This is a genomic window from Qipengyuania sp. L-5Y (genome assembly GCF_056859455.1).
Window position 1 is genome coordinate 1 of the sequence record NZ_JBSXOM010000032.1, and the last position, 18678, is coordinate 18678.

An 18678-nucleotide genomic window follows, 5' to 3' on the forward strand; every position below is an offset into this window, starting at 1 on the left:
AGACAGGATGTGTTCGATTACATCGAGATGTTCTACAACCCGATACGCAAGCATGTGAGAAACGGGATGCTGTCACCCGTAGAGTTCGAACGGCAGCAGATGATGAGCACCGAGGGCGTCTAGAAAACTAGGGGCTATTCACTTTCCACACTGGCACGTCTCCCTGTTACAAGGCTGAAAATCGACCGTTCCTTCGTTCAGGATCTTTGCAACCGACCTCAAGGCGCAGCGATTGTATCAGCCGTGATTTCACTCGGGCGCAGCCTCAACTTGGAGGTAACTGCCGAAGGCATCGAAACCGACGAGCAAAGAATTCGCCTGCTGGCTCTCGGTTGCCGGGAAGGACAGGGGTATCTATTCGGTAAACCTGTTAGGGCGAGCGATGATTCCTGGCTTGGTCGTAAGTGGCTCCCAGCAAGATCAGCTTCAAGAACGTAGTTTCGGCTGGAGACTCAACTGCCGGTTCACCGGTTCGCGCCTGAATCGACAAATCCGAGAATTCTGCAAGTTTTCGAGAATGGTGCGCCCGACAGGATTCGAACCTGTGGCCCCCAGATTAGGAATCTGATGCTCTATCCTACTGAGCTACGGGCGCGCCGATGCCTCGTATAGCGGCTCGAACCGCCGAGGCAATCAGTTGAGTTCTTCTGGTGGGGCTACTGGTACGAGAAGAGGTGCTACGGAAATTCCTTCGGCCATCATGTCTTCCGCCTCGTCTCTGGTGGCGCGACCGTGAATCGGGGCCTCATCGGCTTCGCCGTAATGCATTTCGCGGGCCTTCTCGGCGAATTTGTCGCCAACCCATGTGCTGCTCTCCAGCGCTTTCGCCTGAGCTTTCGCCAGCTTTTCCAGCGCTTTTTTCACCTCGACTGGCATTTCGCCTTTGACTACCTGAGTGGTTTCGACGGGCGCATGCGATCGGGTATTGCTCTTGGCTGGCACTGACGGGGCCATTGGCGCCTTACCGATTTCCTCGCTGCCGCACTGCGGGCAGACGAGCAAACCGCCTGCTTTTTGGTCGGCATAATCATCCGACGAGCCGAACCAGCCTTCGAACCGATGGCCTTCGCTACAAGAGAGATCGAACACTATCATTGAGGCGGCCTATTTCGCTATTTCTCGTCTATTGGCAAGGCTTGGCACCTGTGCGCGAACTTCAGCAATTCTGGCAAGATCGATATCGCAGTAAGCAAGCGCCGCGTCGTCGCCCTCCATTTCAACCAAGACGTCGCCCCAGGGGTCCACGACCATGCTATGGCCATAGGTCCGACGCCCGTCGGCGTGTTCACCCACTTGCGCCGCGGCAACGACGAAAGCGCTCGCTTCAATTGCCCGGGCCCTTTGGAGAACATTCCAATGGGCCCTTCCGGTCGGTACGGTAAAGGCGGCAGGGATGGCAATGCAATCGCACTGCGCCCTACCCAACTGCTCGTAAAGTGCTGGAAAACGAATGTCGTAGCAAACCGACAGTCCCAGTCGCCCAACCGGAGTTCCGGGGACCGTGACCACCTCTTGCCCAGGCTCATAAGCGTTCGATTCGCGCCAGCTTTCCCCGCTGTCGAGATCGACGTCGAACATATGTATCTTGTCGTAGCGGGCCGCGATGTCTCCGTTTGGATCGATCACGAATGCGCGGTTTGCCCACCTGTCATTTGGAGACTTTACGGCAAGCGATCCGAGCGCAACCCAAATGCCCGCCCGATGTGCAGCATCCTGCGCCCTGGCCAGCGCAGGAGTGTCGCTTTCCAAGACTATCGACTTCGCTGCCCGCTTTCGATCGCGATCGAGCAGGCCCGACATTTCCGGCGTGAATATCATGGCAGCGCCATTGTCCGCGGCGGAAACAATGGCGTTTTCAATGGCTGTGGCGTTCTCTTCAGGATCGATACCCGAAGTCATCTGCAAGATGGCAATGCGGGGCATTCAACCCGTCAGCATAGCGTCGAGTTTTCCATCACGCTCTAGCGCAGAGAGGTCGTCCGATCCACCCACATGGGTATCGCCGATAAATATCTGCGGCACGGTCGTGGCCCGCGGTGCCCGAGCCAGCATTTCGTCACGCTTTGACCCGCCCATGGTGATGTCGAATTCGTTATACTCGACACCTTTTTCATCGAGCAGGCGCTTGGCGCGAAAACAGAATCCGCAACCAAACTTGGTGTAGATATCGACTTGCGGCTGAATCATGAAATTCCTCTATCTTTCCAACGCCCGAAATAGCGTGCGCCTGGTCTACTTGAAAGCCCGATCCGTGAACCTATTTCGGAATCGTTGCCATGCCTCGCATGGCGACGACGGGGTGCCGAATGCGGGCCTCGTCTGGTTAAAATCGCTCACAAGAGGATTTGTTTCGATGAACCGTATGGACCTTACACCTTTCCGCCGCTCCACCGTAGGTTTCGATCGTGTATTCGACCTAATGGAACGACAGGCGCGCAACGCTGGCGGAGATAACTACCCCCCCTTCAATATCGAGCGCCGCGGCGATGACGATTATCGCATCACGTTGGCGGTGGCAGGATTCCGCTCGGGGGATCTCGACATCGTCGCGCAGCAAAATCTGCTGGTCGTAACCGGCAAGAAGCGTGACGAATTCAACGAAGGCGAAATGCTGCATATCGGCATTGCCAACCGTGGATTCGAACGCCGGTTCGAACTGGCGGATTACGTGCGGGTGGACAATGCGGATCTTGCTGATGGACTGCTTGTCATCGACCTCGTTCGCGAAGTCCCCGATGCGATGAAGCCGAAGAAGATCGCTATCGGCGGACAGCAACCGCTCGAAGTAGTCAAGACCGACAAGGAAGACGGCACCAAGGCCGCCTGATCATCTGGTCGATCTGGTGAAAATGTAGGGGGCGGAACATACGTTCCGCCCCCGCGACGCTTTACGCCGCCCAGCCCCGAAATCGGCCGTCCGGGTCGCAGAAGACGACCGTCATCGGGGCAAGCCCCACCGCTTGTTGGCGAAGCGCATCTCTCTACCCTCTGTCCTCTGATGCGGATCTGACAGGATTTTGCACCAGATGTATCAAAAGATAAAGCGTCGACGGCTGGGCGCGATGATTTTGTCGCCTCGTTACAAGCGCCCGAAAATCATTGATCTGCGATTTCAGTCAGTTGCCGGATCGGCTGCTTTTTACCCCGTCAGACCAGCCTGGCCTGTTCGAGCGCAGCGCCAACAAAACCGGCGAACAGCGGGTGCGGATCGAACGGCTTGGACTTCAGTTCCGGATGGAACTGTACGCCTACGAACCATGGGTGATCCGGCCGTTCTACGATCTCGGGAAGCAACCCGTCCGGCGACATTCCCGAAAACACGAGACCCTGACTTTCCAGGGAATCGATATAGGCGCTGTTGACCTCGTACCGATGACGATGGCGCTCGGAAATCATCGTATTGCCGCCGTAAATTTGCGACACATGGCTGTTCGCGGAAAGCTTAGCATCATACGCGCCCAAGCGCATCGTTCCGCCCAGATCGCCGCCTGCCTCACGCGTTTGCAGGCCTTCTTCTGTCATCCACTCGGTAATGATGCCGACGACCGGCTCGGCCGTTTCGCCGAATTCCGTTGAGCTGGCGCTGGCATAGCCTGCGGAACGCGCCGCTTCGATGCAGGCCATCTGCATACCCAGACAAATGCCGAGAAACGGCACCTTGCGTTCGCGTGCGAAACGGACCGCGGCGATCTTGCCTTCGCTGCCACGCTCGCCAAAGCCACCGGGCACCAGGATAGCGTGCATGGGCTCCAGCTTCGCGGCTATATCGGCGTCGTCGCCTTCAAATATTTCCGCATCGATCCACTTGGTGTTGACCTTCACCCGGTGGGCCATACCGCCGTGAACCAACGCTTCATTGAGCGACTTGTACGCGTCCTGCAGGCCGACATATTTCCCGACCACGCCGATCGTGACTTCGCCTTCCGGATTGGAATGGCGGTCCACTACATCGTACCAGCGCGACAGATCGGGGTCTGGCGCATCGGTAATGCCGAAGGCGCGCAGCACTTCGGCGTCCAAGCCTTCGCCGTGATATTGCAATGGCACGGAATAGATCGAGGGTGCGTCCAGTGCCGGAATCACGGCCTCCTGTCGCACATTGCAGAACTGCGCGATCTTGCGCCGTTCGCTGTCGGGGATTGGGTGTTCCGCCCGGCAAAGCAGGACATCGGGCTTGATCCCGAGGCTCGCCAGCTCGCGTACCGAATGCTGGGTCGGCTTCGTCTTCAACTCACCCGCAGCAGCGATATAGGGCACGAGGGTGACATGGACGCTCAGCGTCTGCCATGGCTCAAGCTCATTTCGAAGCTGGCGGATGGCTTCCATAAACGGCAGCCCTTCGATATCGCCGACAGTGCCGCCGATCTCACACAGGATGAAATCGTGATCGTCCTGCCCGGCAAGCGCGAAGGCCTTGATCTCGTCCGTGACGTGCGGAACCACCTGCACCGTCGCGCCGAGATAATCCCCCCGCCGCTCTTTGGCGATGATGTCCTGATAGATACGACCGGATGTAATGTTGTCGCCCTGATGCGCCGACACCCCGGTAAAGCGTTCGTAATGACCCAGATCCAGGTCCGTTTCCGCCCCATCGTCCGTCACATAGACTTCGCCATGCTGATACGGGGACATCGTCCCTGGATCGACATTGAGATAGGGGTCGAATTTTCGAATACGGACCTTGTAGCCACGCGCCTGGAGGAGAGCAGCAAGCGATGCTGCCATGAGACCTTTGCCGAGCGAGGAGACCACGCCGCCGGTGATAAATATATACCGCGCCATGGGAGTCGGGCCTTAAGCTTAGTGTTTGAGTCGGGGCAAGCGCAAACAGCTGCAAATCGCGCCGAGGATGCGGCGCAATCCACAAGCCTGCGATGTTCTGAAGATTATTCGGCTGGGGTTGCCAGCGGGTCGGGATTCGCGGGCGCGTCCTGTCCGGTGGCGGCAGGCTGATCAGTGGTTGCCGGGCCGAGCGGGTCGGCGGGCGCGACCGGAGCGACCGTACGATCAAGTGTCGATTCGATCGCATCGCCGCCCGTCGTCTCGACCGCAACTGCAGCAAGACCGATCGACAGGACGACAAAAAGAATGGCAAGCCACTTGGTGGACCGGGTCAGAAAGTCCGCAGCACCGCGGGCACTCAGCATGCCGGACGGGCTGCCTCCCACTCCGAGGCCGCCGCCTTCCGAACGTTGCATCAGGATGACGCCGACTAGCGCGGCTGCGACGATCGCCTGAACGACGGTAAGGAAGAGGAACATGCGAGTACTCTTGGAATGTGATTGGCTGGGCTCACGCGCATTTAGGCGCGCGAGCGGAAAACGGCAAGGCGGGCCTGCTTATACCTCTTCGGCTTCCGAGGCGCCCACAACGATGCCGAGGAAGTTTTCGGCCGAAAGGCTGGCACCGCCGACAAGCGCGCCACCCACTTCCGGCACCGCGAGAATTTCGCGCGCGTTATCCGGCTTCACCGAACCGCCATAAAGAATGCGGACCTTGGCAGAAACATCTTCGCCAAACGTCTCATCCAGTAGAGCGCGTATAGCGCGGTGCATGGCGGCAATGTCTTCGACCGTCGCGGTACGACCCGTGCCGATGGCCCAGATCGGCTCATACGCGATCGTGAGCCGGTCTGCCGGATCCTGAAATATCGGCAACGCCGCGCGAAGCTGACCCAGAACGAAGCTTTCCGCCTCTCCCGCATCGCGGGTTTCCAGCGATTCGCCACAGCAAAGTATCACGCGAAGGCCGGCTTCCAGCGCCGATTCGATCTTCGCGTTGATCAACTCGTTGGTTTCGGCATGGTCCTGGCGCCGTTCGCTATGTCCCAGTATGACGAACTTCGCGCCGGCATCGGCTACCATCGATGCGTTGATATCACCGGTGTGCGCGCCTTCGGCGCCGGAATGGCAATCCTGTGCACCGATCCCGATCTGTTCGGCTTCCTTATGAACCGCGTGAATCAGAGTGTAAGGTGGCGCCACGGCAACCTCGACCTTCATGTAGCGCTGGGCCGCACGATCGATGGCGCGCGCTTCCGAAAGCATGGCGCGCGTGCCGTTCATTTTCCAGTTTCCAACGATGTAGGGCCGTTCGGCCATAGGTACGTCCTGCAAATTGTCTGAGTGAGGGCCCCGCTATATGGGGCAAGAGTTGCGCTCCGCTAGACAAGGTTTCTTCCCGCGTCAAAACCCTTTGCAGCCTGTTGCTCATGGGTCGCAGGGCGGATAAAGCGCCCCAACCCGTTCCGGCCCCGCCAGAACGAAAGCAGCAACCCGATGGGATCGCCCGCAGATCATGTTCCAGTTCTTCCGCAACTTCTTCAAGACCAAACTCGGCCTTGCCATTTCTCTGGCATTCCTTGGACTTATAGCCCTCGCCTTTGCCAGCGCAGACGTTTCCAGCACCGGCACATTCGGTGGAATCGCAGGCGGTGATCGCGTCGCCGTGGTCGGCGATGAAAAGATTGGGACTGCCGATCTTGTAGTGGCTGCGAATAATGGCCTCGACCGTCTTCGGCAGGAAGATCCCACGCTTTCCATGCCGGAATTCGTTGGCAGCGGTCAGCTGGAACTGGTTCTGGAAGCCCTGATCGATCGCAACGCGATCCAGGGATACGCCAGAAAATATGGGTTCCGTGCCGGAGAGAATCTGCTGAATAGCGAAATTCGCATGATTCCCGCCTTTCGCGGCGCGGACGGCAATTTCGACGAACAGACATATCGCCAGGCGCTGGCCATGCAACGGATCAGCGATGCTCAGGTCCGCAGCGATCTCGGTGTCGGCCTGCTTTCGCAGCAATTGCTGATACCGGCCAGTTTCGGGGCTTCGGTGCCGAACAAGCTGGCCTACCGCTATGCACAGTTGTTCAAAGAACGCCGTCAGGGTTCCATCGCCCTTCTGCCCGCTGCAACATACGCCCCGTCGGGCGCCGCCGATCCTGAAGTTCTACGTGCTTATTACAACGCCAACCGGGAAGCTTTCGTCCGCCCCGAGCGCCGCGTCATCCGCTACGCAACGTTCGATTCTGATGCCTTGGGCGACCGCATCGAACCGACCGAGGCCGAGATCGCAGCCCGCTATAAGCGCGACGCCGAACAATATGCCGCAAGCGAAACACGGAACTTCACGCAATTGATCGTACCCACCGAAGCGGCGGCAAAGTCGATTCGCGACCGCGTTGCTGGCGGCGCATCCTTCGAACAGGTCGCACGGGAAGCGGGTCTGCGCGCGTCGCCTGTGGTGGACGTCACACGCAGTGCTTTGGCCGCGCAATCCTCTCCCGCCGTTGCCGCAGCATATTTCGCCGCGGCTGATGGCGCGATGACAACGCCCGCCCGCAGTTCGCTTGGCTGGCACGTTGCGAGCATTGATTCGGTGGATGCTACCCCGGCCCGCAGCCTTGCCGATGTCCGCGGAGAAATCTCCGACACGCTTCGCGAAGAAAAGCGCGTTCGCGGCCTCGCCGATCTCGCTACCGAGATTGAGGAGCAGTTGCGTGACGGTGCTACGCTCGCCGAAGTTGCCGACGATCTGGATCTTCAACTGTCGAACACCGGGCCGACGCTCGCCGACGGTCGCATGTTCGAAAATCCGGAACAGTCCGTGCCAGACGTCCTGCGCCCCGCACTTGCCACGGCTTTTCAGATGGAAGTGGAAGAGCCCGAGATTGCACCGGTCGATGGCGGACAGACCTATCTCGTCTATGAAGTAGGCGACATCGCCGGGGCCGCTGTCGCCCCCTACCAGGAAATCGAACAGCTCGTCGAAGCGCGCTGGCGTGCAACCGAGGGCATGAAGGCGGCCCAGGCCGCTGCCGATCGGGTGATGGCCCGGGTGCGTAAAGGCAATACGATGCAGGCAGCCCTTGCTGCAGAAGACCGCCGCGTGCCCCCGGCTCAATCGGTTGATATGACGCGCGAGGATCTCGCTCGCCAGCGCGAGCAGCGCGTACCGCCGCCTCTCGCCCTCCTGTTCAGCATGGCCGAAGGCACCACGAAAAAGCTCGATGCCGGCGGCAACACCGGGTTCTTCGTGGTCAAGGTCAACGACATTACCATGGACGACATCGCCAAGGACGACCCGCTGATCGAACAGGCGACCCGTCAGATGGGCCCCCTGATCGGCGAAGAATATGCCGAACAGCTCCGCCTCGCCATGCGTGAAGAGCTGGGTGTATCGCGCAATCCGTCGGCTATCGATGCTGTTCGCAAGCAGCTGATCGGCAACTGAGGCGCATTTGAGCACAAGTCTCAAAGGCGTCGACCAGGCGCGTAAAGCGCTGGCTGACGGCAGGCCTGCGCTGGTCTGGCGGCAGGTGGTCGCAGATACCGAAACGCCTGTCGGGGCGGCGCTCAAGCTATTTTGCGAAGGCCGCGGCGATTTTCTGCTCGAGTCGGTGGAAGGCGGCGACGTGCGCGGCCGTTACAGTCTCATGGGTCTCGATCCGGATCTCGTGTTCAGGGCGACCGGCGATCGGGCGGATATCAATCGCGACTGGCAGAACGATCACCATGCCTTTGACGCTTGTGAAGGTGGCACGCTCGAAAATCTTCGCGCATTGGTGGAATCCTGCCGCTGCGATGTGCCCGATGAATTGCCGCCAGCCCTCGCCTGCCTCGTCGGCCATTTTGGCTACGAAACGATCGGCCTCGTGGAGAAGCTGCCCCGCCCTCCCCACGGCGAACTCGATCTGCCGGACATGCTGTTTGTCCGGCCCACGGTCCTGCTTGTTTTCGACCGGCTGAGCGACGCGCTGTTCTGCGTCGCGCCCGTCTGGGACGAATTGGCGATGGAACTTGCTGGCGAACGGATCGACGACGTTCTGCGCAAACTTGCTCAGCAATTACCACCGTCTGCAAACACCGTAACGGACCATCCCGATCCTTCTCTGGCCCCGACCATGTCCGCCGCGGATTACGAAACGATGGTTCTCAAGGCTCAGGACTACATTTCGGCTGGCGACATTTTTCAGGTCGTCCTCTCTCAGCGCTTCACTTCGCCTTTCACACTCCCGCCGATGGACCTCTATCGTGCATTGCGGCGCGTGAACCCATCGCCTTTTCTCTATTTTCTCGACATGCCCGGCTTTGCCATTGTCGGCTCCAGTCCGGAAATCCTCGTGCGCGTGCGCGATGGCGAGGTCACCATTCGGCCGATTGCCGGCACACGGCCGCGCGGCGCCAATTCTGCGGCAGACCGGCTTGCCGAACAGGACCTGCTGGCCGATCCCAAGGAACGCGCCGAACATCTGATGCTGCTCGATCTCGGACGCAACGATGTCGGCCGCGTCGCCGCGTCCGGGACCGTTACCGTGACTGAGAGTTTCACTGTCGAACGCTACAGCCACGTCATGCATATCGTCAGCAATGTCACCGGGCGGCTCGATCCGTCGAAGGATGCGATCGATGCAATGTTCGCCGGCTTCCCTGCGGGCACCGTCAGCGGGGCGCCCAAGGTCCGCGCCTGCGAGATCATCGCCGAACTCGAACCGGCGACGCGCGGCCCCTACGCTGGTGGCGTCGGCTACTTCGCCCCTGACGGTTCGGTGGACAGCTGCATCGTATTGCGGACAGCCGTGGTGCAGGACGGCATGATGCATGTGCAGGCTGGCGCAGGTATAGTCGCCGACAGCGATCCCGCCTATGAACAGAAAGAATGCGAAGCGAAGGCGAGCGCCCTGCTCGCTGCGGCCAAGGAAGCCGTACGCCTCGCGAGGGAGCCCGGATTCGGTCAATGAGAATTACAATCGCCGCCCTCGCCCTCTTGGCATTGACTGCTTGCGAAGCGCAGCCCGAAGGCGAACCCGTCGCCCGCGCGCGCATCGATGGCCAAGCGCGGGTGGATCCCACGCCAGATCCGACCCCGACCGAAACGCTCGCAAGCCAGGTCGAAAGCGCCTGCCGTTCGATCATTTTCGAAGATACGCCGGTCACGCATTGCCTTGCCGTCCCGGCGCGTCACAGCATCAGCATGGCACTTGGGCGTGACGGCAAGTTCTATCGCAGCCTGACCGACTTCGCGGCGGCCGCCGATGCGCAGACCGTCGCCTTTGCCATGAATGCAGGCATGTTCGACGATGACGGCGAACCGATCGGGTATTTCGTGGAAGATTCGGAACGGCTGCATCCGCTCAATACCGCCGATGGCGAAGGCAACTTCCACATGAACCCCAACGGCGTTTTCTACGGCACCGATGGCGAATGGGCCGTGCGCGCCACGGATTGGTTTCTGGAAAATGTGACGGAGCGTCCTCAATTCGGGACGCAATCCGGCCCCATGCTGGTCGTCGATGGCAAGATTCACCCGGAAATCACGCGCGACGGACCGTCTAAATTCGTGCGTAACGCCGTGGGCGTGGACGATGAAGGCCGCGCGCATTTCGTGATCTCGAATGCGCCGATTTCGTTCGGCAAGCTCGCCCGTTTCTACAAGGACGAGCTGCACGTGAAGAACGCGCTGTATCTGGATGGGAATGTTTCTCAGCTCTGGAACCCCGCCACGGAACGGCTCGATACCGGGGCCCCGATCGGACCCATCGTCGTGGTTAGAAAGAAAGCTTCCGAATGACCGATACGCGCTGCGCCCTCTATCCCGAGATCGAACCCTATCAAACCGGGATGCTCGATGTCGGCGAAGGCCATTCGCTCTATTGGGAACGTGTCGGCACCAAGGGGGCAAAACCGGCCGTCTTCCTTCACGGCGGTCCGGGTGGCGGGATGTCGCCTGCCCATCGCCGCCAATGGGACCCCGAACTCTATGACGTGCTTCTGTTCGACCAGCGCGGCTGCGGCAAATCGCTTCCTTTCGCTGAAATCGAAAATAACGATACCTGGCGCATAGTCGAAGATATCGAACGTCTGCGCGAAATGTGCGGGCATGAAAAATGGCAGGCTTTCGGCGGTAGCTGGGGCTCCACCCTTGCCCTCGCCTACGCCCAGAAATATCCCGAGCGGGTAAGCGAGCTCGTATTGCGCGGTGTGTTCCTCGGCCGACAAAAGGAAAAGGACTGGCTCTATTCCTACGGCGCCAGCGAAATAATGGCCGAACAGTGGGACGACTTCACCGGCCTCATTCCAGAAGCCGAACGCGGCGACCTCGTGAAGGCGTATCACAAGCGTCTGACCAGCGATGACGAAGACACGCGCCTTGCCGCGGCAAGGGAATGGTCGCTGTGGGAAGGAACCGTCGCCACACTTCTTCCCGATCCCGCCCTGCTCGACAGTTTTGCCGATCCTTCCAAGGCCGTTCCCTTTGCCCGCATCTGTGCCAAGTTCTTCCTCGAGGATTTCTTCCTCGAAGAGGCGCAGTTGTTGACGAACGTCGACAGGCTCGCCGGCATTCCCGGTATCATCGTCCAGGGCCGCCACGACATCTGCACTCCGCCAGTCTCCGCGTGGGAGTTGAAAAAGGCCTGGCCGGAAGCCGACCTTTGGATCGTTCACGATGCCGGACACAGCGCGGGAGAAACCGGGATCGTCGACGGTTTGGTTAAGGCGACGGACAAGCTGGCAGGCAAGAAAGCCTGACGTCACGCCGACGTTTCGCATCCCGCAGCTTTCCTTGCTTGAAAGCCGCGCATCGCGCCTCCATTGACGCCACGAATGACCGACCGCCGATCAATCCTCGTAATCGACAATTACGACAGCTTTACCTTCAACCTGGTCCATTACCTGATGGAACTGGGGGCTGAGGTCGAAGTCGTGCGTAACGACGCCGTCACTGCCGATGAAGCTCTGTTGGCAGGTCACGCAGGTTATCTCATATCGCCGGGCCCCTGCACGCCCAATGAAGCCGGCGTCAGCCTTGATCTGGTGGCAGCATGTGCAGACGCCGGAAAGCCGTTGCTCGGTGTGTGCCTCGGCCATCAATCCATCGGCCAGTTTTTCGGCGGACGCGTGGTCCGCGGGGGGCTGATGCACGGCAAGACGTCACCCGTCACGCACGATGCCACTGGCGTATTTGCCGGACTGCCGTCTCCGTTCAGGGCAACGCGCTATCATTCACTCGTGGTCGAAGACATTCCCGCCTGCCTGGACGTGAATGCCACCAGCGAAACACCGGGTCTCGACGGCAGCAGCGTCATGGGGTTCCGCCACCGCGATCTGCCCATTCACGGGGTCCAGTTCCACCCGGAAAGTATCGCGACCGAACATGGTCACGCCCTGCTCGCCAACTTCCTCGAAATCTGCGGCATCGCCGCCAAGGTCCCGGCATGAAAACGCTTCCCGACGCAAAGCAACATCTTGGGGAAGCGGAAGCCGAAGAGGTTTTCGGCTGGATCCTCGACGGTGAAACCGATGACGATGCGATCGCACGGTTCCTGGTCGATATGTCCGCTCGCAGCGAAACATCTGACGAGATCGCCGGCGCTGCGCGCGCGCTGCGGCAAAGGCTCATTCCCGTCGACGCGCCCGAAGGCACGGTGGATTGCTGCGGAACCGGGGGTGACGGACACCACACCCTCAACGTCTCGACTGCTGTCAGCCTCGTCGTCGCAGCTTGCGGCGTGCCCGTCGCCAAGCACGGCAATCGGGCCGCCAGCAGCAAATCCGGCGCGGCCGATACGCTCGAGGTACTAGGCCTCGACATGGAAGCTGCAGGAAAAAGTGCCGAGAAGACGTTGGCGGAACTCGGGATCTGCTTCCTTTTCGCCAAGAACCACCACCCGGCCATGGGACGGATCCAGCCCATTCGCCAGAAGCTTGGCGTTCGTACGATCTTCAATCTGATGGGTCCGCTTTCGAATCCGGCCGGCGTGAAGCGGCAGCTTATCGGTATCGCGCGCCCGGCCTATGTCCCCATCTATGCCGCAGCCAAGGCAAAGCTGGGCACCGACCGCACTTTCATCGCCTCGGGCGACGAAGGGCTGGACGAACTGAGCCTTGCCGGCGGCAACGAACTGGCTGACGTTCAGGGCAACGATTTCGAGATGCGCCGGGTGCTCGCGGTACATGCCAATCTGCCCCACGCACCGGTCGAGGCTATTCGCGGTGGCGATCCCCGTCACAATGCCCGCGCGTTGGAAGCCCTGCTTGCGGGCACACCCGGACCTTATCGCGACGCGGTACTTTTCAACGCCGCGGCCACTATGATCGTCGCCGACCGTACAGACGACTGGACGGAAGGCGCCGAAATCGCCGCCGAAGCACTGGATTCCGGCAAAGCCAGGACCTTGCTCGAAAGCTGGATCGCAATGGCCGCCTGATATGAACAAGCTAGAACAAATCTGCGCCACCAAAAGAGAAGAAGTGGCCGCACGCAAGCGCATGCGGTCGCTGGCCGATCTCGACGCTTCCGCTCGCGAACAGACCGCCCCGCGTGGTTTCCGCTCTGCGCTCGAACGTGCGGAACGGTCCGGCTTCGGCCTCATCGCCGAAATCAAGAAGGCTTCACCCTCGAAGGGCGTGATCCGGGAAGATTTCCATCCCGCTGCCCATGCCCGCGCCTATGCTGCAGGGGGCGCTGCGTGCCTTTCGGTTCTCACCGACGCCCCGTATTTTCAGGGTCACGAAGATTATCTGGTCGAAGCGCGATCGGCCTGCGAATTGCCCGTCCTGCGCAAGGATTTCATGGTCGATACTTGGCAGGTGGCCGAAGCGCGCGCACTCGGCGCTGATGCGATCCTGATCATAGTCGCCGCACTCGATGATGGTGCGATGGTGGAGATCGAACGGGCCGCGGTGGAATATGGCATGGACGTATTGGTAGAAGTCCATGATCACGCAGAGATGGAACGTGCAGCATTGCTACAGTCGCGCCTCATTGGCGTGAACAACCGGGACCTGCGGACCTTCTCGACCGATCTCGTCACGACCGAAGCCTTGGCGCCTCTGGCACCTGAAGGTTCGCTTCTGGTCGGCGAAAGCGGCATTTCTCGGTTCGAAGACTGCCAGCGCTTGTCACACGCCGGGGTGAACAGCTTCCTGGTCGGCGAAAGCCTGATGCGCCAATGCGATGTCGAAGCGGCAACTCGCATGCTGCTCGGGAACTGATCTGTCCTACACGCTGCTGACCGGTTAAAGGTATCAGCTCCAGACCAAGCCCGCTGCGTTCTGGCACGATTTCGGCCTCGGTGCGGGGTGACTTTTTATCCCCTTGGACAGTGGTCCATGTGGTCCATGTCTCCCCTGCCCGTCCGAAAAGCTTAACGTCAGCGGTTTCTCAGCGTGCTGATCCGGATCGAACCATGAACGGTTGTTCCGCAAGGAACGGCTGAATTGCTTGACTTTGCAATTTTGGTTGCTTAATTGTTCCGCATTCGTTCACGGCTTTCGTGAACACGCGATACGGAGTTCGCACAATGCTGACCGCCAAGCAGCACGAATTGATCCGGTTCATCCAGCAACGTCTGGAAGACACCGGCATTTCCCCCAGCTTCGAAGAAATGAAGGAAGCGCTCGATCTGAAGAGCAAGTCGGGCGTACACCGCCTGATCTCGGCGCTCGAAGAACGTGGCTTCATCCGGCGCCTCCCCAATCGGGCGCGTGCGCTGGAAGTAGTCAAGCTTCCTGAAAATGCCGTGATGGGGTCGCCCGCTCCGGTGGCGGCAAATGATGCCGTATCGGCTGCTATCCCGGCAAAGGCGGTGGCGCCCGAACCGGCCAACGATATCATCGATGTTCCGCTTCATGGGCGGATTGCCGCCGGCGCCCCGATCGAAGCGATCGAAGGTCAGTCCAGCATGCCCGTGCCGGCCGCGCTGCTCGGTCCGGGCGAACATTATGCCTTGGAGGTTTCCGGAGATTCCATGATCGAAGCCGGGATCTTCGATGGCGACTTCGCTCTGGTAAAACGCACGGACACGGCCCGCGATGGCGAGATTGTCGTGGCGCTGGTCGACAACGAAGAAGCGACCCTGAAATACCTTCGCAAGGATGCAGGCCGCGTCGTGCTCGATCCGGCCAACGGCGCATACGAAGCGCAAGTTTATGAACCCCACCGGGTTCAGGTTCAGGGAAAACTGGCGGGCCTGCTCCGCCGCTACCACTGATTTGCTGGCGCGCGCCTACTCACGCGGCGCGCGCCACCATCCATGCTCGCCCTGATCCTGGGCGACCGTATCGATCCGTTGATCTGCCAGGTAGATCGAAGCGCCCCCTTCCCGGTCGAGAAATCTTCTGTCCGCTTTGAGCCAGCGCGGCCGACAACTGTACGGCAGATACCGGTCGGCAATGACGATGTCGGCCCGCATGCAAGCCGCGGCCAGTGCCCGCTCTTCCACGAGATCTCTATTGCGGGCGACGAGGACGGACCAGGGTCGCCCACCCCGTTCTAGGGAGAAGACGCAAAACTGGTCGCTGCACCGGCTGCGCAGCCAGTCGGCAATCTCGATAGGGATCTGATCCGTACCGGCCAGTTCGAGCAGATTGTCCTGAGCATATCCGCCTTCACGATCGTGCAGAACCAGCAACCGTTCGGCCTCGTTGGCAACGCCTATGTCGCGTCCGTCACGCGTAATGAGGATATCGGGTATCGGGGCGGTGATCATCAGCACGGCAGAGGCGATAATTGGCCCAAAACCCAGCAGGCGCGCCCTGCCGTGCCATAACGCCAGCCAGAGCGCCCCGCCCACGTATAACCCTATCGCTCCCATGCCGATACGCGGCGCAAGTTTGACCGACCCCGGCTGCTCGGCGAAGAAATGGGCAATGGCCAGCAGCAGGTCGAGCGACTTGCCCACCAGCCACCACGCCGGCGCGCCCGCTCCGATCAGATCGAGCGCCAAAGCAAGCGCCACCAGCGGCATCGATATGAATGTGACCAGCGGAATGGCGATCAGATTGGCCGCCGCTCCATAAACGCCGGCGCGATGGAAATGGAATAAGACGATTGGCATCAAGGCCAACTCGATGACCAGTCCGGTCAGGAACAGCATTGCCGCCCGTCTCGACATGCGACGCAGCCAGCTCTCCTGTCGCGGTGCGAGAAAGTCCCGTACCGCACGCACATTGTGGAGCGATACGATGGCGATGACTGCCGCAAAACTCATCTGGAAACTCGGCCCGACGAGCGATTCCGGCCACAACGCGAGCACGACTCCCGCCGCGACGGCGATCATCCGCATGGACAGTGGTTCTCGTCCTACAGCCAAAGCGACGAGTACGAGCAGAGCTCCGATACAGCTACGCACGGTCGGCACTTCGGCGCCGGTAAGCAGTGTATAGCCAATACCAGCGATAGCCGATGCCCCGGCGGCCACCAGCGGCAGCCGGATGCGCAGCGTCAGCCAAGGCCAGAAGGCCAACAGCTTCAGAACCAGGAAATAGGTCGCAGCTATGATCGCGCTCACGTGAAGGCCGCTGATAGACAGCAAATGGGTCAGCCCGGAATCTCGCATCGCCTCTTCGTCCGCTTCGGGAATGGCTCCGCGGTCGCCGCTCGCCAGGGTAGCTGCGATGGCGCCTGACGTTCCTTCGAGATTGGCTCGAACATATCGCGAGAGCTGTCTCTGAGCGGATGCTATGGACAGTCGGGATGCGCCAGGCGGCTCGATGATCTCAACATCGCCGACAGCCGATCCAGTTGCGGCAAGCCCATCGAACCAGGCTCGTCTGGCGAAGTTGTACGCACCGGGAACGATCGGCGGTGACGGAGGCATGAGGCGTGCCGACAGCCTGACCCTGGCACCTTCTCGCAATTCCGGGCTGTCCGCAGACAGCGGCACATTGACCCGATATGCGTGCGCTTTTCCCGTCTCGCCGTCGCGCGCGGCCAGGACCAGCCTAACCCTGTCTTCGGCCGGCTGCTCTTCCCGGCTCAGGACCCGCCCATCGATCCGCTCGAAACGTGGATAGGCAATCGGTTCTGCGCCCACCATCGCCGATCGGGCCCACACGACCGACGCGCCTGCAGCAACGGCCAGAGCCAATGAAATAACTGCGGCAAGAGTGAATGCGCGGCCGGGCTGATGGCGCCAACCCGCCCACGAGAGAACAGCCATTCCCAAGAATGCTGAAATCATCGCGACCCACTGCCACGGTGCGGCAAGATAGAACCACAGTCCGATCCCGCACCCGAACGCAACGGTAAGCCAGGGCCCGCGGTCGAACTCGGCGGCCTCCAGAAACGCTTCAAACTTGTGCGCGGAACTGGACAAGACACCGTGCGTACGCCAAGTGCGCGGCACTGTCTCGTGGGCCGTATCGCCCGCATCCCCCATAGGTATTGAAGGCGTCCCCTGCCTCGCCATGCAAGTGTTTGAAAGGAAATGAGAGAAAATGGCAAGCGATAGTGACCGCAAGGATTCCCCGGTCGTCACCCGCTTCGCTCCCTCTCCTACCGGTTATTTGCATATCGGAGGTGCGCGGACGGCACTGTTCAACTGGCTCTATGCGCGCCATCACGGCGGCCGCACGCTTCTGCGGATCGAGGATACCGACCAGAAACGCAGCACCCAAGACGCTATCGACAAGATTATCGAAGGCCTGGACTGGCTTGGTCTCAACTTCGACGATGCCCCCGTATTCCAGTCCGATCGGGCCGAACGCCATGCCGAAGTTGCCCACAAACTGCTGGAAGCCGGCCACGCCTATAAGTGCTTCGCCACTCCCGAAGAGCTGGAGCAAATGCGAGCCGAACAGCGGGCAAACAAGCAGCCCATGCGGTATGATCGCCGCTGGCGTGACCGCAGCGAAAGCGAGGCGCCGGACGGCGCGCCGTTCGTCGTCCGCCTGAAGGTTCCGACCGACGGGGAAACCACGATCCACGACGCGGTTCAGGGCGAGGTTACGGTCAAGAATGCCGAGATCGACGACTATGTCCTGCTGCGTGCCGACGGGACCCCGACCTATATGCTCGCCGTTGTGGTGGATGATCACGACATGGGTGTAACCCATGTGATCCGCGGCGACGATCATCTCAATAACGCATTCCGCCAGTTGCCGATCATCCGCGCCATGGATGAAATCGAGGGCGGTTGGCCCGATCCGGTCTATGGTCATGTTCCGCTGATCCACGGGCCCGACGGTGCGAAGATGTCCAAGCGCCACGGTGCTGTCGGCGTCGAAGGCTATCGGGACGAAGAAGGTGTCCTTCCCGAAGCGCTGTTCAATTATCTCCTTCGCCTCGGCTGGGGACATGGCGACCGTGAAGAAATCACCAAGTCGGAAGCGATAGAACTTTTCGATCTCGACGGCGTAGGCAAAGGCCCGGCGCGCTTTGACATCAAGAAGCTCCAGAACCTCAACGGCCATTATATCCGTGAGGCGGACGACGCGCGCCTTGCTAAAATCGTGGCTGCGAGAATGGACAGGCAGGCCGATCTCGATCTTCTGACCCAGGCCATGCCGGTCCTCAAGACGCGTGCGAAATCGATCAACGAACTGGTTGAGGGCGCGGCGTTTCTGTTTGCGGAACGGCCATTGGAAATGACCGACAAAGCCACTGGCCTGTTGGACGATGAAGCGCGCCAGCGCCTCGCCGGATTGTCGGAAATGCTGCATGTGCAAAATGACTGGACAAGCGAGGCTCTGGAAGCCACTACGAAATCGTATGCTGAGAAGCTCGAACTGGGCCTTGGCAAGCTCGCGCAGCCCATGCGCGCAGCGCTGACGGGGACTACCACGTCCCCCGGCATTTTCGATGTGCTGGTCCTGTTGGGCAAGGAAGAGTCGCTGCTTCGCATAGACGCGCAGGCCTCGCCCACAGGCACCGAAGAGAACGACTGAGGAGACACGC

The 18678-nt window shown here is 60.4% G+C and carries 18 protein-coding genes, 1 tRNA gene and 1 pseudogene; 12 read left to right on the top strand and 8 right to left on the bottom strand.

The genetic code is table 11. The annotated features are described in order from the left end of the window. Window positions 1–123, top strand: a 123-nt coding sequence (locus tag AC13F2_RS13625) for an IS3 family transposase (RefSeq protein ID WP_482963953.1), incomplete at its 5' end; no start/stop codon positions are given. Window positions 124–147: 24 nt separating this feature from the next. Next, window positions 148–438: pseudogene (locus tag AC13F2_RS13630) on the top strand (EAL domain-containing protein); the annotation flags it as partial. Between the two features lie 80 nt (window positions 439–518). Here the strand turns inward: AC13F2_RS13630 and AC13F2_RS13635 are convergent. The 4 genes from AC13F2_RS13635 to grxC all read right to left on the bottom strand — a co-directional run bounded on the left by AC13F2_RS13635 (window position 519) and on the right by grxC (window position 2187). Beyond that, window positions 519–595 (bottom strand) — tRNA-Arg (locus AC13F2_RS13635). A 38-nt stretch (window positions 596–633) separates the two neighbouring features. After that, on the bottom strand, window positions 634–1095 hold the full coding sequence (locus AC13F2_RS13640; protein WP_103023792.1) for a DUF1178 family protein: 462 nt from the start codon (window positions 1093–1095) through the stop codon (window positions 634–636). Window positions 1096–1104: 9 nt separating this feature from the next. Continuing rightward, complete coding sequence (locus tag AC13F2_RS13645) at window positions 1105–1923, bottom strand: carbon-nitrogen hydrolase family protein (RefSeq protein WP_482965523.1); 819 nt, start codon at window positions 1921–1923, stop codon at window positions 1105–1107. After that, the gene (grxC, locus tag AC13F2_RS13650; protein ID WP_482965524.1) at window positions 1924–2187 is read right to left on the bottom strand and encodes a glutaredoxin 3; all 264 of its coding nucleotides are present in this window, start codon (window positions 2185–2187) and stop codon (window positions 1924–1926) included. A 166-nt stretch (window positions 2188–2353) separates the two neighbouring features. On the opposite strand from grxC, the gene AC13F2_RS13655 reads away from it, so the two are divergent. Then, complete coding sequence (locus tag AC13F2_RS13655) at window positions 2354–2827, top strand: Hsp20 family protein (RefSeq protein ID WP_103023841.1); 474 nt, start codon at window positions 2354–2356, stop codon at window positions 2825–2827. Between the two features lie 320 nt (window positions 2828–3147). Here the strand turns inward: AC13F2_RS13655 and AC13F2_RS13660 are convergent, their stop codons facing one another. The 3 genes from AC13F2_RS13660 to tpiA form a co-directional block, all read right to left on the bottom strand. Further along, window positions 3148–4782 carry a CTP synthase gene (locus AC13F2_RS13660; RefSeq protein WP_196846095.1) on the bottom strand — a complete coding sequence of 545 codons (1635 nt, stop codon included), beginning with the start codon at window positions 4780–4782 and terminating at the stop codon, window positions 3148–3150. A 104-nt stretch (window positions 4783–4886) separates the two neighbouring features. Further along, on the bottom strand, window positions 4887–5261 hold the full coding sequence (gene secG, locus AC13F2_RS13665) for a preprotein translocase subunit SecG (RefSeq protein WP_482965525.1): 375 nt from the start codon (window positions 5259–5261) through the stop codon (window positions 4887–4889). A gap of 78 nt (window positions 5262–5339) precedes the next feature. Next, window positions 5340–6101 carry a triose-phosphate isomerase gene (gene tpiA / locus AC13F2_RS13670; RefSeq protein ID WP_272020104.1) on the bottom strand — a complete coding sequence of 254 codons (762 nt, stop codon included), beginning with the start codon at window positions 6099–6101 and terminating at the stop codon, window positions 5340–5342. Window positions 6102–6297: 196 nt separating this feature from the next. Between tpiA and AC13F2_RS13675 the strand changes: the two genes are divergently transcribed. From AC13F2_RS13675 to lexA, 8 genes are all read left to right on the top strand, one after another. Continuing rightward, the gene (locus AC13F2_RS13675) at window positions 6298–8232 is read left to right on the top strand and encodes a peptidylprolyl isomerase (protein ID WP_482965526.1); all 1935 of its coding nucleotides are present in this window, start codon (window positions 6298–6300) and stop codon (window positions 8230–8232) included. Window positions 8233–8239: 7 nt separating this feature from the next. Next, window positions 8240–9739: an anthranilate synthase component I gene (gene trpE, locus AC13F2_RS13680; RefSeq protein WP_482965527.1), complete on the top strand. Its 1500-nt coding sequence runs from the start codon at window positions 8240–8242 to the stop codon at window positions 9737–9739. Further along, window positions 9736–10569, top strand: a complete 834-nt coding sequence (locus tag AC13F2_RS13685) for a phosphodiester glycosidase family protein (RefSeq protein WP_482965528.1) — start codon at window positions 9736–9738, stop codon at window positions 10567–10569. Before trpE ends, AC13F2_RS13685 begins: the two co-directional genes overlap by 4 nt. After that, complete coding sequence (gene pip, locus AC13F2_RS13690; protein WP_482965529.1) at window positions 10566–11528, top strand: prolyl aminopeptidase; 963 nt, start codon at window positions 10566–10568, stop codon at window positions 11526–11528. The genes AC13F2_RS13685 and pip overlap by 4 nt, the downstream gene beginning before the upstream one ends. 75 nt (window positions 11529–11603) lie before the next feature. Next, a complete protein-coding gene (locus tag AC13F2_RS13695) occupies window positions 11604–12218 on the top strand; it encodes an anthranilate synthase component II (RefSeq protein WP_482965530.1) in 615 nt (204 codons plus the stop codon). Then, on the top strand, window positions 12215–13207 hold the full coding sequence (trpD, locus tag AC13F2_RS13700; RefSeq protein ID WP_482965531.1) for an anthranilate phosphoribosyltransferase: 993 nt from the start codon (window positions 12215–12217) through the stop codon (window positions 13205–13207). The genes AC13F2_RS13695 and trpD overlap by 4 nt, the downstream gene beginning before the upstream one ends. Before the next feature lies 1 nt (window position 13208). Beyond that, on the top strand, window positions 13209–13994 hold the full coding sequence (gene trpC / locus AC13F2_RS13705; RefSeq protein WP_482965532.1) for an indole-3-glycerol phosphate synthase TrpC: 786 nt from the start codon (window positions 13209–13211) through the stop codon (window positions 13992–13994). Between the two features lie 308 nt (window positions 13995–14302). After that, window positions 14303–14992, top strand: coding sequence for a transcriptional repressor LexA (gene lexA, locus AC13F2_RS13710; RefSeq protein WP_103023779.1), 690 nt, complete (start codon window positions 14303–14305; stop codon window positions 14990–14992). A gap of 15 nt (window positions 14993–15007) precedes the next feature. On the opposite strand, the gene AC13F2_RS13715 is transcribed toward lexA, so the two are convergent. Then, window positions 15008–17191 carry a ComEC/Rec2 family competence protein gene (locus AC13F2_RS13715; protein WP_482965533.1) on the bottom strand — a complete coding sequence of 728 codons (2184 nt, stop codon included), beginning with the start codon at window positions 17189–17191 and terminating at the stop codon, window positions 15008–15010. A gap of 28 nt (window positions 17192–17219) precedes the next feature. On the opposite strand from AC13F2_RS13715, the gene gltX reads away from it, so the two are divergent. Then, on the top strand, window positions 17220–18668 hold the full coding sequence (gltX, locus tag AC13F2_RS13720; RefSeq protein ID WP_482965534.1) for a glutamate--tRNA ligase: 1449 nt from the start codon (window positions 17220–17222) through the stop codon (window positions 18666–18668). Window positions 18669–18678: the final 10 nt, after the last annotated feature.

Bases quoted from the DNA above. Each gene is read 5' to 3' on its own strand.
- AC13F2_RS13640 (WP_103023792.1), bottom strand. From the start codon at position 1,095: ATGATAGTGTTCGATCTCTCTTGTAGCGAAGGCCATCGGTTCGAAGGC.
- AC13F2_RS13645 (WP_482965523.1), bottom strand. From the start codon at position 1,923: ATGCCCCGCATTGCCATCTTGCAGATGACTTCGGGTATCGATCCTGAA.
- grxC (WP_482965524.1), bottom strand. From the start codon at position 2,187: ATGATTCAGCCGCAAGTCGATATCTACACCAAGTTTGGTTGCGGATTC.
- AC13F2_RS13655 (WP_103023841.1), top strand. From the start codon at position 2,354: ATGAACCGTATGGACCTTACACCTTTCCGCCGCTCCACCGTAGGTTTC.
- AC13F2_RS13660 (WP_196846095.1), bottom strand. From the start codon at position 4,782: ATGGCGCGGTATATATTTATCACCGGCGGCGTGGTCTCCTCGCTCGGC.
- secG (WP_482965525.1), bottom strand. From the start codon at position 5,261: ATGTTCCTCTTCCTTACCGTCGTTCAGGCGATCGTCGCAGCCGCGCTA.
- tpiA (WP_272020104.1), bottom strand. From the start codon at position 6,101: ATGGCCGAACGGCCCTACATCGTTGGAAACTGGAAAATGAACGGCACG.
- AC13F2_RS13675 (WP_482965526.1), top strand. From the start codon at position 6,298: ATGTTCCAGTTCTTCCGCAACTTCTTCAAGACCAAACTCGGCCTTGCC.
- AC13F2_RS13685 (WP_482965528.1), top strand. From the start codon at position 9,736: ATGAGAATTACAATCGCCGCCCTCGCCCTCTTGGCATTGACTGCTTGC.
- pip (WP_482965529.1), top strand. From the start codon at position 10,566: ATGACCGATACGCGCTGCGCCCTCTATCCCGAGATCGAACCCTATCAA.
- AC13F2_RS13695 (WP_482965530.1), top strand. From the start codon at position 11,604: ATGACCGACCGCCGATCAATCCTCGTAATCGACAATTACGACAGCTTT.
- trpD (WP_482965531.1), top strand. From the start codon at position 12,215: ATGAAAACGCTTCCCGACGCAAAGCAACATCTTGGGGAAGCGGAAGCC.
- trpC (WP_482965532.1), top strand. From the start codon at position 13,209: ATGAACAAGCTAGAACAAATCTGCGCCACCAAAAGAGAAGAAGTGGCC.
- lexA (WP_103023779.1), top strand. From the start codon at position 14,303: ATGCTGACCGCCAAGCAGCACGAATTGATCCGGTTCATCCAGCAACGT.
- AC13F2_RS13715 (WP_482965533.1), bottom strand. From the start codon at position 17,191: ATGGCGAGGCAGGGGACGCCTTCAATACCTATGGGGGATGCGGGCGAT.
- gltX (WP_482965534.1), top strand. From the start codon at position 17,220: ATGGCAAGCGATAGTGACCGCAAGGATTCCCCGGTCGTCACCCGCTTC.